This is a genomic window from Lacinutrix sp. MedPE-SW, assembly GCF_001874145.1.
Taxonomy (GTDB): Bacteria; Bacteroidota; Bacteroidia; order Flavobacteriales; family Flavobacteriaceae; genus Lacinutrix.
The window spans coordinates 1-15808 of record NZ_MPCX01000021.1; the positions used below are offsets into that span (position 1 = coordinate 1).

Below are 15808 nucleotides of genomic sequence, written 5' to 3' on the forward strand. Positions count from 1 at the left end.
TAATGCTTGTGGTGCTGGTGGTAGCTTACTTGTAACTTATACTGTGGCAGACGATTGTGGTAACACAACGACAACCACAGCTACTCTTACTCTTGAAGACACTACAGGACCTGATCTTTCAGGTTGTACAGTTACGGACGAGACAATAGAATGTTCTGGTTCAGACAATGAAACAGTTGCAGATAACTGGAATGCAAATAATATAGCAACTCTTACAAGTTGTGGTGTCGATGATTGTGATTTAGAAATTACAAATGAAGTAACATCAGATTATGATTTTAATAATTTATCAACGACATGTGGTGTTGGAGGAACACTTACAGTAAATTATATTGTTACAGATGATTGTGGTAATTCAACTACCCTTACTGCAACTTTAACTCTTGAAGATAGCATTGCTCCTATTTTATTAACAGATATTGATGCAACAATATATGTAACATGTTCTAACATTCCAGAACCTCCAACTTTAGAGTTTACAGACGATTGTTCTAATCTTGATGTCATTGTAGATTTTACTGAAACTGATAATAGTAACGGAACAGGAGAAGATTACCAAATAATTTGGACTTGGACAGCTACAGATGCTTGTGGAAATATAAAAGAAATTATACAAACATTAAATGTTATTAGTGAAGACTTTGTTGTCGAAGAGGAAGACGCAAAGTGTTTTAATGATGGTTTAATAGATTTATTTGATTATTTAGATGACACTGCAGACACTTCAGGAACTTGGACAGTTGTTTCTGGTAATACTACTATTGAAGACGGAATATTTGATCCTCTAGAAGTAGAATTAGGAGATTATACTTTTGCTTATACTATGCCTGAAGGTAACTGTTTAAAAACTACAGAGGTTACAATTGAAATTAACGATGAGTGTATAGAGTTACCTTGCGGTGTAGATTCTTTTAAAATTTCAAAAGCAGTAACACCTAATGGCGATGGATTTAATGATTTCTTTGAAATTAGTGGTGTTAAAAAATGTGGATTCATTATAGAGTTACAAATATTTAATAGATACGGTGGCATAATTTTTGAAACTAAGAATTATCAGAATGATTGGAATGGTTCTTCTATTAGATCTTCTATTGGAGAAGCAGATAAATTACCAAATGGTACTTATTATTATGTTGTAATTATTCAAGATAGTGGTTTAGATCCAATAACAGGACCTCTGTATTTAGGTACTAAATAATTTTTTTAATGAGAAAAAAAACAGTTTATATATTAACTACATTAATATTTAGTTTCGGGTTTACTTTTGCACAACAACTGCCTCAGTTTTCTCAGTACATGTTTAATACTATATCTATAAACCCAGCATATGCTGGAAGTAGAGAAACTTTAAGTGTTGTTGGTTTACACAGAAGTCAATGGGTTGGACTTGAAGGAGGACCTAGTACACAAACACTATCTATACATTCTCCATTAAAAGATGAAAAAGTTGGTTTAGGTCTTTCTATTATTAACGATCAATTGGGTTTTGAAAACTTTGTTTTCGTTTATGGCGATTTTTCATATACAATTCAAACAGGAGAAAAAACAAAACTTGCTTTTGGTTTAAAAGCTGGATTTACTCATTATAACTTAGATACAATTGGATTTCTGGATGATGAGCAAGTGTATTCAGATCCATTTTTTAGTGATATTAGTAGTCGTTGGAATCCAAACATAGGTGTAGGTTTATTTTGGCATACTAACAAATGGTACGTTGGCTTATCTGCACCAAGAATTTTAAGAACAGATTATAATTTAGCAAATCGTGTAGACACTGTAGATTATGTAGCCTTAGAACGTGTAGGTTATTATTTAACTGGAGGATATGTTTTTAATTTAAGTGAAAACACAAAACTAAAACCAGCAGTTTTGGCAAAAGTAGTTAATGGAGCTCCAATATCATTTGATATTAATGCTAACCTTTTATTTTTCGAAAAGCTTTGGGTTGGCGGCGGTTATAGATATAATCAAGATACAACAACACTAGGAGCGCTGGTAGATTTCCAAATAGACAAGCAATTACGTATTGGTTATACTTACGAATATTTTCTTTCAGATTTAAGACCGTATACTAGTGGAACACACGAGATACTTCTTATGTATGAATTATTTAAACCTCAAAAACGTATAAAATCTCCAAGATATTTTTAAATGAAAAAAATACTATTCATATTAACTCTAATATCTCTATCATCAATCTGTAATGCTCAAGTGAAAGTTGCAGATAATTTTTTTAGAGATTATGCGTATTATCAAGCGACAGAATTATATTTAGAAGTTTTAAAAAAAGGTGATACTACAGCACATGTTTTAACAAGATTAGGAGATTGTTATTACAATAACTCTAATGTTAAAACAGCAAGCTTTTGGTATGAAAAAGCAGTAACAAAATATAATGATATAAATCCAGAATATATATACAAATATATTCAAACTCTTAGAAGTTTAAATCAATTTGAAGAATCTAAGAAATGGACTACTATTTTTAAAGAACGTAAAAAAAATGATAAACGCGTTAAACAAGATGAAAGTTTTGATATTGAAAAATTTGAAGCTTTAGAAAATACAGAACGTGTTTATGTTGATTTTGAAAACTTAGATATTAATACTGAATATTCAGATTTTGGAAGCTTTGAAATTGACAACATATTATACTTCGCCTCTACTAGAGTAAGAGATACAATTTTAGATAAAAAATTAATTTATCAATGGAATCAAGAGCCTTTTCTAAATATTTATCAATCAAGTATAGAGTTTAAGGAGAACAAAAAAACGTTTACAGACACTAAGGAAATTTCTTCAAACCATTTAAACTCTGCTTTTCATGAAGCTTCTGTAACAATTACAAACGATGGGAAAACCATATATTTTACTAGAGATAATTTAAATAAAAAAGCTAAAAAAGCTACTTATGATAAAAAGGGAACTTCTAATTTAAGAATATTTAGATCTAAATTAGAAAACGAAAAATGGAGTAAACCAGAAGATTTACCTTTTAATAGTGATGAATTTTCTAATGGATCGCCCGCTTTGAGCCCTGATAATAAAACGTTGTACTTTGTTTCAGATCGTGAAAATGGTTACGGACAAACAGATATTTATAAGATAAATATAAAAAGAGATGGCTCGTTTGGTACACCACAAAATTTAGGTCCTGAAATAAATACTGAAGGACGTGAAAACTTTCCTTTTATAGCAAAAGATTCTACCTTATATTTCTCTTCTGATGCACATATAAATTTAGGTCTTTTAGATATTTTTGAATCTAATTTTTTAAAAAATGATTCTACAGAGGTTTATATAAAAAACTTAGGAGCTCCATATAATAGTGGTTTTGATGATTTTGCATTTTTTATAGATTCAAATACCAATACAGGCTACTTTTCGTCTAATAGAGATGGTGGTAAAGGTAGTGATGATATTTATGCTTTTGGAAAATACGAATGTAAACAAACAATTTCTGGAATTACAAGAGATAAAATATCTAATGAACCTTTACCAGAAGTCGTTGTAAAACTAATTGATGATAACGGAAAAGTTTTAGAAAGAGCAACATCTGATGAAAATGGATATTACGAATTTTTAGATGTTGCATGTAACTCAAAATACACCGTTTTAGCAGTTAAAGTAATTTATAGACCAGACCAAAAGGATATAGAAACTACAGATATAAATGGAGATGAAACAAAGTTAGATTTATTTTTAACTCCTCTAATTATAGATAGTGAAATAGTTATAAATCCTATTTTCTTTGATTATGATAAATCTAATATTAGACCAGATGCTGCTTACGAATTAGAAAATATTGTAGCAGTAATGCGAGAGCATCCAAATATGGTTATTAAAATAGAATCGCATACAGACAGTCGAGGAAGAGATAAATACAATAAAAAACTATCAGACAGAAGAGCAAAATCTACTAGAGACTATTTATTTTCAAGAGGTATAGCACAAGAGAGAGTTGAAAGTGCCATTGGTTATGGAGAATCTCAACTTTTAAATCGCTGTAGAAATGGTGTAAGATGTAGTGAAGCAGAACACCAAAAAAATAGACGATCTAAATTTATTATTACTAGTGGCTATGCTAAATAAGTAAGTAAGTGAGATATCTATTTAAATGAATTTACTTCGCTTTAAGAGCATTTAACCTCTTTAGCTACATATAAATTTAAATAGGTATTAAAATTACTCTAATTATAAATTTAATTTATAAACTAAAGTATAGTATATAACATCAATAAAAAAAAGCGCATCTAATTGAGATGCGCTTTTTTTATGTATAAACTTAGGTAAATTTATTTCTTAATAAAAATATTTGTGTAATACCACTTGCCATCTTCATTCTGCTCTGCAGAAACCTCAAAATTTGTAAAGTCACCTTCAATATTTGCCTTATGACCTTCACTATTTAACCAAGCGTTTACAACAGATTCTGCATTAGTAAAACCATAAGCTACATTTTCTGTAACCGTTTGTGCACCAGCATTATTTACTAAATAAGCTTTTCTAGTATAAAAATTGTCGTGAGAAACATTATTTGTTTCAACCATATAATCTGAATGTGAATATGCTTGACCTTTAATAGCATCTAATGGCTCTAAAACATTTAAGCCTTTACTAATTCTATACTCATTAATAAGCTCTAAAATTTCTATTTCAATTAATTTAGATTCTGGAATAACTACGTATTCATTAGTCGAAGTTATTTCATCTGATGAATCACTAGAACATGATGTAAATGCAACTAAAAGAAAGCAAGTTAAAAGTAGGTTAAGTACAGTTTTCATAAGGTTAAATTTTAATGGGCAAGTAAATATAACCAGAGAAAAAGAAACCGAATGTTAAAGAAATGTTAAAATCGATGAAAAACATGCATTTCATCGGAATCTTATGTCTTTAATCGGTGAAATACATGTTTATGAATGAATAAAAATACACTTCGACGAAATAAAGTGCTTTTAATCGGATGTTATCCTATGGAGCTAAGCGGTATTTTTTCCAACTCTTATTTTCATCTTTTTTATATAAAATTCTATCATGCAATCTATTAGCTCTCCCTTGCCAAAATTCTATTGAAACTGGAGAAATATTAAAGCCACCCCAATATTTAGGTCTTGGAATGCTCTTATTTTCATATTTAATTTCTAAAAGTTTTAATTCTTTTTCTAACACATCTCTACTTAAAATAGTATCACTTTGGTTTGATGCTATTGCACCTAATCTACTTCCTCTTGGTCTAGAATTAAAATAATTATCACTAACATCTTCACTAACTTTAGTTGCAATGCCTTTTATAATAACTTGTCTTTCTCCTTCTGGCCAAAAAAAAGATAAACATACATTTGGATTTTTTAAGATGGCTTTTCCTTTTTCACTTTCATAATTTGAGTAAAATACAAAACCATCTTTATTAAAGCTTTTTAATAGTACTACTCTATTTTTAGGAAAACCATCTAAACCAATAGTAGAAAGCGTCATGGCATTTGCTTCTATTTCTGGAAAACTAGTATCAATTTCTTTAAACCATTTTGCAAAAAGTGCTATAGCATCGTCTGGTGTATCTTTTAAAAGTAACTCACCTTTTTCATACGATTTTCTATAATTTGACAAGTCTTTATTCATAGTATTAAGTATCTAAGTTCTATATTAATATGTTTTATTTTTAATCATTATTATTATATTTAATCGTATTAAATTTTATAGTAATGTTTATAAGTCAAGTGATTTTAAGTAGTATTCTTATTATAACTGGGTATTTGGTTAGTAAATATCCTAATTTAATTGCTGGTTACAATACAATGTCTAAAAAAGAAAAACAAAAAGTTAATATAAAAAATTTACAATTATTTTTACAATGGCTTTTAGTTGGTTTGGGAGTGTTTTCTATAATAAGCTATTTTATATTAGAAGCTTTTGGTATTTCTATAGAGCGTATTATCTCTATTAATTCTTTAATAATAGTTGTAACGGTAATAATTGCATTAGTTTACGTTAATACTAATAAGAAGTTTAAAAATTAAAGTTCAAACACTTTTCCATCATCTGCTAATTCTACATTTTCAAAAAACTCGTTTGCTTCTGTTTTAAACATATTTATATCGTCGTATCTAGTGGAGTAATGCCCTAATATAAGCTTGCCTACATTTGCCAATTTTGCAATTTTTGCTGCTTCTTTAGCGGTACTATGCTTTGTTTTAGGTGCTAAATGTGCATGCTGCTCTAAAAAAGTAGATTCGTGGTAAATTACATCTGCATTTTTTATTAATGGTACAATTGCTTCATTATATGCTGTATCACTACAAAATGCATAACTCTTAGGTTTCTCTGGAGGAAAAGTTACTGTTTCATTTTTTACTAAATCTCCATTTTTATTTTCTACATCAAAACCTTGTTTTAGTTTTCTATAATACGCTATTTCAATATCTTCATTTAATACAGCATTCATATCTAATTTTCTATCTCCAGGCTTTTCTTTAAACAAAAACCCATTAGTATATACTCTATGGTCTAATGGTATTGTGCTTACTTCTACCTTATCATCTTCAAAAATTACTTGAGATTCTGTACTTGTTAATTCATGAAAAATTAGGTTATAATTTGTCCAAGACTTTGCTAATTTCATTTGAAGTATAATAACTTCTTTTAATCCTTTTGGAGCATATATGTGAAGATCTGCTTCTCTAGTAAGAAGTCTAAATGTAGAAATTAAACCTACTAAGCCAAAAAAGTGATCACCATGTAAGTGAGAAATAAAAATATGCTTAATACGATTAAATTTAATTTTATGCTTACGTAATTGTACTTGAGTACCTTCTCCACAATCTATTAAAAACAAATGATTATTTATTTCTAATACTTGTGAGGTTGGGTTAGTAAATGTACGAGGAGTGGCACTATAGCAGCCAAGAATATTTAATTTCATTAAAAACCTAAATCGCGTTCCATTTCTTCCATTTCAATTATATCGTGCGCTTCTTTTAAAGTTGGAACGACTATAATTTCATAAGGTGTTTCATTTGTATTTATTGCATCTGTTACTATTACAAAAGAATGTTTTGCAACTCGATGTTTATTTGAAAGTCTTAAAAACTCTATAATATCTTCTAAAGTTATTTTACCTAAAGCGGAAAGTTTTACAATTATATTATGTTTCTCAAACTTTGGATATAAGGCTTCAATTTTTTTAACTAATTCAACAACAGTAGCTTTTTCTTGTGTTATAATGGAAATATTTTCCTCTTGATCTATTATCATAATCTATTGTTTTATTTTTGATGCTAATAAATAAATTACAGCCATTCTTACTGCTACTCCATTTTCAACTTGGTCTAAAATGATAGCTTGTTTAGAGTCTGCTACATCACTTGTAATTTCTACACCACGGTTTATAGGTCCTGGATGCATGATTGTAATTTCTTTATTTAAAGAATTTAGTAATTCTTTATTAACTCCAAATTGTTGAGTATATTCTCGAGTTGATGGAAAGTAACTTATATCCATGCGTTCATTTTGCACGCGAAGCATATTTGCTACATCACACCATTGTAAAGCTTTACGCAAGTTTGTTTCTACTTTAACTCCTAAATCTGCAATATACTTAGGTAAAAGTGTTTTAGGGCCACAAACCATAACATTAGCTCCTTGTAGTTTTAAAGCATAGATATTTGATAATGCTACGCGACTATGCAAAATATCGCCTACTATTACTACATTTTTTCCTGCTACATCTCCTAATTTTTCTCTTATTGAGTAAGAATCTAATAATGCTTGTGTTGGGTGCTCGTGCGCGCCATCTCCAGCATTTATAATATTTGCTTTTACATGTTTAGATAAAAACACACCTGCTCCAGGATTTGGATGGCGCATAACTACCATATCCACTTTCATGGATAATATATTGTTTACTGTATCTATTAAAGTTTCTCCTTTTTTAACAGATGATTGTCCTGCTGAAAAATTTATTACGTCTGCAGATAGTCTTTTCTCGGCGAGTTCGAAAGATAATTTTGTTCTCGTAGAGTTTTCGAAAAATAAATTTGCAATAGTAATATCGCGAAGTGATGGTACCTTTTTAATAGGACGATTAATAACTTCTTTAAAATGATCTGCAGTTTCAAAAATAAGTTGAATATCTTTTTCTTGAAGATATTTTATTCCTAATAAGTGATCGACACTTAACTCGCTCATATTTATATATTCTATTAGTAGCTAAATGCTACTTGTTTTTATATGTTATTAATTACTAATTAAATAAACAGCGTCTTCTTTATCGTTTTCTTTCCAGTTAACTTTTACCTTTTCTTTATTTATAGCATCAACTTGTCTACCTCTATAATTTGGTTGTATTGGTAAATGTCTACTAAACCTTCTATCTATTAACGTTAATAATTCTATTTCTGTTGGTCTTCCAAAAGATTGAATTGCTGTTAAAGCTGCTCGTATACTTCTTCCGGTATATAATACATCATCTATAAAAACTACTTTTTTATTTTCTACTACAAAATCTATATTGGTAGTATTAGCTTCATGAATTTTATCTCCACGTCTAAAATCGTCTCTATAAAATGTAATGTCTAAGTACCCTATTTTTAAGTCTTTAATTTTATATTCGGTTCTAAGCATTTCGGCTAAACGGTTGGCAAGAAATTTTCCTCTTGGCTGTATACCTATTAATACTGTATTTGAAAAATCTTTATGATTTTCAATTAATTGGCAAGCCAATCTATGAAGAATGATGTTTATGGCTTTAGCATTAAGTAATACTTTTTGACTCATATGGGTTTCCTAACGGATTCGATGAACAAAGTTAAGCTAAAAAATTAGGGTTTGCAATTGCAAATGCAGTTAGAAAAGACATTAAATAAAAAAAGGAGACAATCTCATTGATTATCTCCTTTTTTGGATTTATTTATAATTAAAATTATTGTTTAACAAATTTGTATGCTTTCTGTTTTTCTTGGTCACTTAGTTGTAAAATATAAATACCACTACTTAATGAAGCTATATCTATAGCGTTACCTTTAAAATTACTTTTATTAAATAATACTTTTTTACCTTCTATACTATAAATCTCATAGTTTAAAGGTGTATTATTTTGGTTACTAAATGTAATATCTTGGTTTGATACTGTAAATTGAAATTCTTCTAATTCCTCATCTGTTGTAGATAAGGTTGCATCGAAATCGCTGCGCATTGTTATTGATGTACCGTTTAATAAATCTTGAAGATTTATTAAACTATCTGTAGATTTATAAACTCTTAAATAGTAGTTACTTGAAGAATCTATATCGTCTATAACATATTGAAAACTACCACCAACAATTACAAATACGGTGTAAGCATCGCACTCTAACTCCTGTAATTGATTCATATCGCCTTGTGGAGCTACAAAAATTTGATATTCAACATCTGTATTTACTAATACAGCACCACTTGCCATACCAATTGTCATTTTATTATCACCAACACCTGTTGTGTGTTTATAAAATATATCTTCAGATGAGACACAGGAAGGTACTAATTGAGAGTCTGTTGCGTTATTAAAGTCTACAACATCAATACTTGATATTGTTCCATCAACATCTATTGCATTGTTAATGGTGTCGCCACTTTGGGCACTAAGTGTTAGTAGCATAAAGAATGCCACAAAAAGAGTAAAATTTTTCATAGAATGTAGATTTTGGTTAATAAAAAACTATTAAATAATTCTTGGGAGAATTAAATTGTATATAAACGCGCGTTTGATAAAAACAACATAATCTTATCTAATGTTAATTTAATTTAAAATTTATATCCTGTGATTCAAAATATTTTCGATATACTCCGATATATTTTAACAATAAAATCGGATATTAATATATCTTTAACGGATAAAGCACATTTATTAACATATACATTGTAAGTTTATTCTTACAATCTATTTAGTTGAGTATAAGCCAAAAAAAAACACTTTCAAGTGTTTGAAAGTGTTTTTTTTTAATTTAAAACTTATATTATTTTATAAACTTTATGGTTTTATGTGTTTGTCCGTTTCCTGATAACTTTAAAAAATATAAGCCTTTATTTAAATTTTTTATATCTATACTTTTTATAGTATTAAGTTGTTTTTGTGAAACTATTCTCTTTCCTTCAAGATTATAAATTTCGTAATTATTATAGGTATTATTATTTGAAATAGCGATTATATTATTAGCTATAGAATACTTTACAGTATTTGTATTAAATGTTTCTGTAGAAAGTGTTGTAGAATCAAAACTAGTCATACTTATTGTAGTGTTAGATAGAATAGCATCTACTGTAGTTTGATCTAAATCTACTCCTAATTGATCTGTTGGAGTAAAAATTCTTAAATAGTATACATCATTATTATTTACAATTCCATTAGGTAATGCACCTGAAGGAATTTCTATTGTTGCACTTCCTCCTACTGGCACTACATTAATATCATAAAAAGAACATAACACTTCTGTTAATGTTCCTGAACTTCCTCCAGCGGCACGAAGTATTTGAAAATATATTCTAGCTACTACGCCTATTTGCGAATCTAAATTAATGGTTATAGAATCATGATTTGGGTCTATAGTATTAAAATAGAACAAATCTGTTTTTTGGTTTAAATTATCACCAAAACAATATGGTTGTTGTAATGATGGTGTTAAACCATTAAATGCATTGGTTAATGTAATTGATGTATTGTCTAATGTCTCGATAGCAGTTGTTCTTGTATTACCTGCTTGAGAAAAGCTATAGTAAGTTGACAATACAAATAGTAGTAAAAATAATTTTTTTCTCATGAATAATGTGTTTTGGTTTATATCTTAAAAATATATTAAAATATTCAATTGATACAAAATTTCATGCAATAATCGATTAAAGTAACTTTTAATCGCTTTTTTATGATTTTTAGTTAAAAACAAATTGCAAAAACCATTAAAAACAAGTTACTACAAGGTTATTAAATGCTTAATTTATGGTTTAAATACAAACAGAAAAACAATTGTTCGATGTTAATTAGGTACAAAAAAAGCCTCACAAATTGTGAGGCTTTTATTTCTATAGAATAGGATTCCTTATATTAAGGAGTAAGTTATTACTTTTTCCCGTCCATTTTATCTTTAAGAGCTTGTAAAGCGTCGTTAGCATCACCTAAAGTTGGTTTAGCTTCAGCAGCTTGAGATGCTTGCTTAGCTTGCGCAGCTTTAACGTTTGCCATTTCTTCTTCTCTAAAGATTGCAGTATGCGAAGCTACTACTCTCTTAAACTCTTTGTTAAATTCAATAATTTTGAATTCTGCAGTATCACCTTTCTTTAATTTCTTTCCGTCTTCTTGTTCAAGGTGACGAGAAGGAACAAATGCTACGATGTCTTCATTAAATTCAATAGTTGCTCCTTTGTCTACAACTTCAGCAATTTCTGCTGTATGTGTAGTTCCTAAAGCAAACTCAGTTTCGTACTTATCCCAAGGATTTTCAGTTGTTTGTTTGTGACCTAAAGATAATTTACGTCCTTCAACATCTAACTCAAGTACTACTACATCTAACTTATCTCCTACGTTACAGAACTCTGATGGGTGTTTAATTTTCTTAGTCCAAGATAAATCTGAGATGTAAATTAATCCATCAATACCTTCTTCTAATTCAACAAAAACTCCAAAGTTTGTAAAGTTACGTACAATACCAGTGTGCTTAGAACCTACTGGGTATTTAGTTGTAATATCTGTCCATGGATCTTGCGATAATTGCTTGATACCAAGAGACATTTTTCTATCTTCTCTATCTAAAGTTAAGATTTGTGCTTCTATTTCGTCACCAACGTTAACAAAATCGTTAGCAGAACGTAAGTGAGTAGACCAAGACATTTCAGAAACGTGAACTAAACCTTCAACACCTTCTGCAACTTCGATAAATGCACCGTAATCTGCGATTACAACTACTTTACCTTTTACTTTGTCTCCAACAGAAACTTCTTCTCCTAAAGCATCCCAAGGATGTTTAGATAATTGTTTAAGACCTAATTGGATTCTTGATTTGTTTTCATCAAAATCAAGGATTACAACATTTAATTTCTGGTCTAACTCAACAATCTCGTTTGGATGGTTAATTCTTGACCAAGATAAATCTGTAATATGAACTAAACCATCAACGCCACCAAGATCGATAAATACACCGTAAGAAGTAATGTTTTTAACTACACCTTCTAATACTTGACCTTTTTCTAATTGACCAATGATTTCTTTCTTTTGCTCTTCGATATCAGCCTCAATAAGAGCTTTATGAGAAACTACTACGTTTTTGAATTCGTGGTTGATTTTCACAACTTTAAATTCCATAGTTTTGTTTACGTATTGATCGTAATCTCTAATTGGTTTAACATCAATTTGAGAACCTGGTAAGAATGCTTCAATTCCAAAAACATCTACAATCATACCACCTTTTGTTCTACACTTAACGAAACCATTAACGATTTCACCAGTATCGTGTGCATTATTTACACGATCCCAAGCTTTAATAACACGTGCTTTTCTGTGAGATAATACTAATTGTCCTGTTGCATCTTCACGCACATCAATTAATACTTCTACTTTGTCTCCAACTTTTAAATCTGGATTGTAACGAAATTCGTTTAAAGAAATTACACCTTCAGATTTTGCGTTGATGTCGATAATAGCATCACGATCTGTCATGTGTACTACTTCTCCTTCTACTACTTCGTCATCTAATGTATCTACGAAATTTTCAGATACTAACTTTTCAAATTCTTTTAATTGAGAGTCTTCAACTTCATCAATACCTTCTTGGTAATTGTGCCAGTTAAAGTCTGCTAAGAATTTTTCAGGGTTTGCTTGTGCTTCAGATACTACTGGAGCTTCTTTTTTTGCTGTTGCAGCGTCTTGAGCTTCAACTTCTGCTTGTTTTGCTTTTTCAGCCATTGCAGATAATAATTTGTATTCTGTTGTGTTTATAAGAAATTAATGCGCTAACACACAGAAGTGTTATAAATAAAATTGTTTAATCCCTTTTGTTTCTTACTTGCGCTAAAAAGGAGTGCAAAAATACTACTTTTTGATTATATTACCTAATGCTTTTAAAAAAAATAAACTTACTGTAAATCAGAGCTCTAAAAACAAAAAGATAGTCTTAATTTAAGGTTTTAAAAAACATTAAAAAATGCGTTTAATCGAGCTTTACACACACTTTATCTATTTTATTTGTATTTAATGGATAATCATTTTTAAAAACCACAGGTTTCAAGTGATAAATTACTATCTTTAATACAGTAAGATTAACATTAAAAACAAAACAATTATGGTAAAAGCAAAATATCAAGGTGTACTTGATTTAGGCGAAAAATTAAACATTCAAAACGGTGACGTTTCTGAAACTAATGGTGTATTAACAGTTAAAGGTACTGCTGCTACACAATATGAAAAGAATTTACTTTGGGATGAAATTAAAGCAGCTGGTGGTGAAAACCCAAGCGATATTGTTGCAGATATAAAAGTTGAAGATACTAGCGTTTTTGCTAGACATACAGTAAAAAGTGGTGAAACTTTAGGTGGTATTGCTAAACAGTATTACGGTAATGCTAGTAAATACAATGCTATTTTTGAAGCGAATACTAATATTTTAAAGAACCCAGATGTTATACACCCAGATCAAGAATTAGTAATCCCGAATTTGTAGGGATTAATAGCGAATTTCTTTTTTAAAAGCGGGTTAACTTTGGTTGACTCGCTTTTTGTTTTTAAAGCTACTCTAAATCCTCAAAAGTCATTTCTACTAATTGTAAAACTTTTTTAAACTGCTCATCTAAAGATAAATCGCTATTATCTATTTCTATAGCGTCGTCTGCTTTACGTAATGGTGAATCTTCGCGATGCGAATCTATATAATCACGTTCTTGTACGTTTCTTAATACGTCTTCATATTTAACATCATCACCTCTTTCTATTAACTCATTGTAACGACGTGTTGCTCTTTTTTCGGCAGAAGCTATCATAAATAATTTTAGTTCTGCATAAGGGAATACCACTGTACCAATATCTCTACCATCCATAACAACACCTTTGTCTTTACCCATTTGTTGTTGTTGTTTAACTAATTGATAACGTACTTCTGGTATTGCTGCTACTTTACTTACAAAACTAGACACTTCTAAAGTTCTTATTTCTCTTTCTATGTTTTCACCATTTAAGTATACCTCGGCAAAACCTAAGTCCTTATTAAATTTAAAAGTAATATTTATAGCTCCTAATTTTTCTACTAAACCGTTAACATTAAAATCTTCTTTTGAAATATAACCGTTGCGCATAGTAAATAAAGTTACTGCGCGATACATGGCTCCTGTATCTACATAAATGTATCCTAAGTGTTTTGCTAATTGTTTAGCGACTGTACTTTTTCCTGTTGACGAAAAACCGTCTATAGCTATTGTTATTTTTTGCATGTGATATATTGTGCTGCAAAAGTAATTATAATATTCAAGCATAAAAAAACTCAAATCTTATAATTAAGATTTGAGTTTTTTTTACAATGCTTTTAAAAGTTAAAGAGAATCTTTCTTTTTTACTGTTAACTTAATTTCCTTAAAAAAATCATTTTTGAATGCTTCAAGTTCTTCTTTATTTCTTATTTCAAGAATACCTTTATGAGTTGAATCTATTTTAGTATCAGTTATAGTAGCACTATTTCCAAAAACACTATAAAATTCAATCGCTCTTATTAAATGTTTCCTTTTATAATGTTCATTAAAATATTCATTTAAAGCTTTATCTATTTTTTTTATATCCACAGAGTCATTTATTAATAAATTTAATCCGCTTATAATTTCATTGTCATTTTTTATGCTTTTATATTCTTTACCAGATAAAGATAACTTTTGTTTAACTGTTTTTTGTTCCACAGTTTTACAACTACACGCACAAATAAAAATTAATAATAAAAAAAATTTCATGTTTTTTTAGTGTATTTAATAGATATTAAGTTAGTTATTATTATAAATTTTAGCTTATTATGCTTTAATCTTTAACAAAATGTTTTCTGTTTTATCTTTCTAATTAATAATACATTTTTGGTATTGATGTAATTTTACTTTTTAATTATTGATAAGTTAGCGCTTCTAGTTAATTATGAATTTTTCGTTTTTTTAATAAAATGAAAATTACAAAATTAATTTATATGAGATTAGCTATTTATAGATCGGGATATTTATATATAAAAAAGTGAAACTAATGTTTCACTTTTAATATTTAAATTTAAAAATTATTATTTGCAACTGTTAGAGATTTCAACTTTAGCTATATAGTAATTTTTACTAAACGTTTTTATACATTCGTCTGTTTTACTATTATACCACAATTTATAAGTAACATTCCCGTCTTGGAATGTTTTAGTATTACCAAAACCTCTTTGTTCTATACTTGTATATACTGCTTTAGACTTTAAGCCTTTATATTTACTATTGTAAACATTAGTATTATTACAATTATTAGAGTTTTCTGTTTTAACAATGTAAAAATTTCTACTAAATGTTTTTAAACATTCACCCGTTTTGCTATTATACCATAACTTATAAGTTACATTTCCTTCTTGAAATGTTTTGCTATTAGCGTAGCCATTTTGCTCTAAAGTTACATATGCTGCTTTAGATTTCATACCAGAGATATCACTTATAGAAAAAGGGTTATTTACACTTGTAACTGTTGTTGTAGTTGTTTGAGTGGTTGAAATAGTTGGTGTTGATGTAGTTGAAACTGTATTGTTATTTGAATTATTTATTGAGCCAAGTCCTGTATTGGTATTACCTCCAC

At 29.0% G+C, this 15808-nt stretch carries 17 protein-coding genes; 5 read left to right on the forward strand and 12 right to left on the reverse strand.

Annotated features, from left to right (window positions below):
• The 3 genes from BM549_RS13845 to BM549_RS13855 form a co-directional block, all read left to right on the forward strand.
• A partial coding sequence (locus BM549_RS13845) for a gliding motility-associated C-terminal domain-containing protein (protein ID WP_290470810.1) occupies positions 1-1198 on the forward strand: 1198 nt, incomplete at its 5' end.
• A gap of 8 nt (positions 1199-1206) precedes the next feature.
• Positions 1207-2151 carry a type IX secretion system membrane protein PorP/SprF gene (locus BM549_RS13850; protein ID WP_290470811.1) on the forward strand — a complete coding sequence of 315 codons (945 nt, stop codon included), beginning with the start codon at positions 1207-1209 and terminating at the stop codon, positions 2149-2151.
• On the forward strand, positions 2152-4092 hold the full coding sequence (locus BM549_RS13855) for an OmpA family protein (protein ID WP_290470812.1): 1941 nt from the start codon (positions 2152-2154) through the stop codon (positions 4090-4092). It begins immediately after the preceding gene.
• Between the two features lie 203 nt (positions 4093-4295).
• On the opposite strand, the gene BM549_RS13860 is transcribed toward BM549_RS13855, so the two are convergent.
• Together BM549_RS13860 and pdxH are read right to left on the reverse strand one after the other, a co-directional pair.
• Positions 4296-4787, reverse strand: a complete 492-nt coding sequence (locus tag BM549_RS13860) for a CAP domain-containing protein (RefSeq protein ID WP_290470813.1) — start codon at positions 4785-4787, stop codon at positions 4296-4298.
• A 187-nt stretch (positions 4788-4974) separates the two neighbouring features.
• Positions 4975-5622 (reverse strand): pyridoxamine 5'-phosphate oxidase, encoded by a 648-nt coding sequence (pdxH, locus tag BM549_RS13865; RefSeq protein WP_290470814.1) that lies wholly within the window; start codon positions 5620-5622, stop codon positions 4975-4977.
• An 83-nt stretch (positions 5623-5705) separates the two neighbouring features.
• Here pdxH and BM549_RS13870 point away from each other — a divergent pair, with 83 nt between their 5' ends.
• Complete coding sequence (locus tag BM549_RS13870; protein ID WP_290470815.1) at positions 5706-6020, forward strand: DUF3784 domain-containing protein; 315 nt, start codon at positions 5706-5708, stop codon at positions 6018-6020.
• Here the strand turns inward: BM549_RS13870 and BM549_RS13875 are convergent.
• The 7 genes from BM549_RS13875 to rpsA all read right to left on the reverse strand — a co-directional run bounded on the left by BM549_RS13875 (position 6017) and on the right by rpsA (position 12928).
• On the reverse strand, positions 6017-6922 hold the full coding sequence (locus BM549_RS13875) for a ribonuclease Z (protein ID WP_290470816.1): 906 nt from the start codon (positions 6920-6922) through the stop codon (positions 6017-6019). The genes BM549_RS13870 and BM549_RS13875 overlap by 4 nt on opposite strands.
• A complete protein-coding gene (locus tag BM549_RS13880) occupies positions 6922-7254 on the reverse strand; it encodes a ribonuclease Z (RefSeq protein ID WP_290470817.1) in 333 nt (110 codons plus the stop codon). The genes BM549_RS13875 and BM549_RS13880 overlap by 1 nt, the downstream gene beginning before the upstream one ends.
• A 3-nt stretch (positions 7255-7257) precedes the next feature.
• The gene (locus BM549_RS13885; protein ID WP_290470818.1) at positions 7258-8187 is read right to left on the reverse strand and encodes an aspartate carbamoyltransferase catalytic subunit; all 930 of its coding nucleotides are present in this window, start codon (positions 8185-8187) and stop codon (positions 7258-7260) included.
• Between the two features lie 48 nt (positions 8188-8235).
• On the reverse strand, positions 8236-8775 hold the full coding sequence (gene pyrR, locus BM549_RS13890) for a bifunctional pyr operon transcriptional regulator/uracil phosphoribosyltransferase PyrR (protein ID WP_290470819.1): 540 nt from the start codon (positions 8773-8775) through the stop codon (positions 8236-8238).
• Positions 8776-8920: 145 nt separating this feature from the next.
• Entirely contained in the window at positions 8921-9667 is a 747-nt protein-coding gene (locus BM549_RS13895; RefSeq protein ID WP_290470820.1) for a T9SS type A sorting domain-containing protein, read from the reverse strand.
• A gap of 325 nt (positions 9668-9992) precedes the next feature.
• Positions 9993-10793 carry a T9SS type A sorting domain-containing protein gene (locus tag BM549_RS13900; protein WP_290470821.1) on the reverse strand — a complete coding sequence of 267 codons (801 nt, stop codon included), beginning with the start codon at positions 10791-10793 and terminating at the stop codon, positions 9993-9995.
• A 296-nt stretch (positions 10794-11089) separates the two neighbouring features.
• Positions 11090-12928, reverse strand: a complete 1839-nt coding sequence (gene rpsA / locus BM549_RS13905) for a 30S ribosomal protein S1 (RefSeq protein WP_290470822.1) — start codon at positions 12926-12928, stop codon at positions 11090-11092.
• A 376-nt stretch (positions 12929-13304) separates the two neighbouring features.
• Between rpsA and BM549_RS13910 the strand changes: the two genes are divergently transcribed.
• Positions 13305-13682 (forward strand): LysM peptidoglycan-binding domain-containing protein, encoded by a 378-nt coding sequence (locus tag BM549_RS13910; RefSeq protein ID WP_290470823.1) that lies wholly within the window; start codon positions 13305-13307, stop codon positions 13680-13682.
• Positions 13683-13749: 67 nt separating this feature from the next.
• Here BM549_RS13910 and cmk read toward each other — a convergent pair whose 3' ends face one another.
• The 3 genes from cmk to BM549_RS13925 form a co-directional block, all read right to left on the reverse strand.
• Positions 13750-14445, reverse strand: coding sequence for a (d)CMP kinase (gene cmk / locus BM549_RS13915; RefSeq protein ID WP_290470824.1), 696 nt, complete (start codon positions 14443-14445; stop codon positions 13750-13752).
• Positions 14446-14544: 99 nt separating this feature from the next.
• Positions 14545-14901, reverse strand: a complete 357-nt coding sequence (locus BM549_RS13920) for a hypothetical protein (protein ID WP_290470825.1) — start codon at positions 14899-14901, stop codon at positions 14545-14547.
• A gap of 362 nt (positions 14902-15263) precedes the next feature.
• The coding region (locus BM549_RS13925) for a hypothetical protein (RefSeq protein ID WP_290470826.1) at positions 15264-15808 on the reverse strand (545 nt) is incomplete at its 5' end.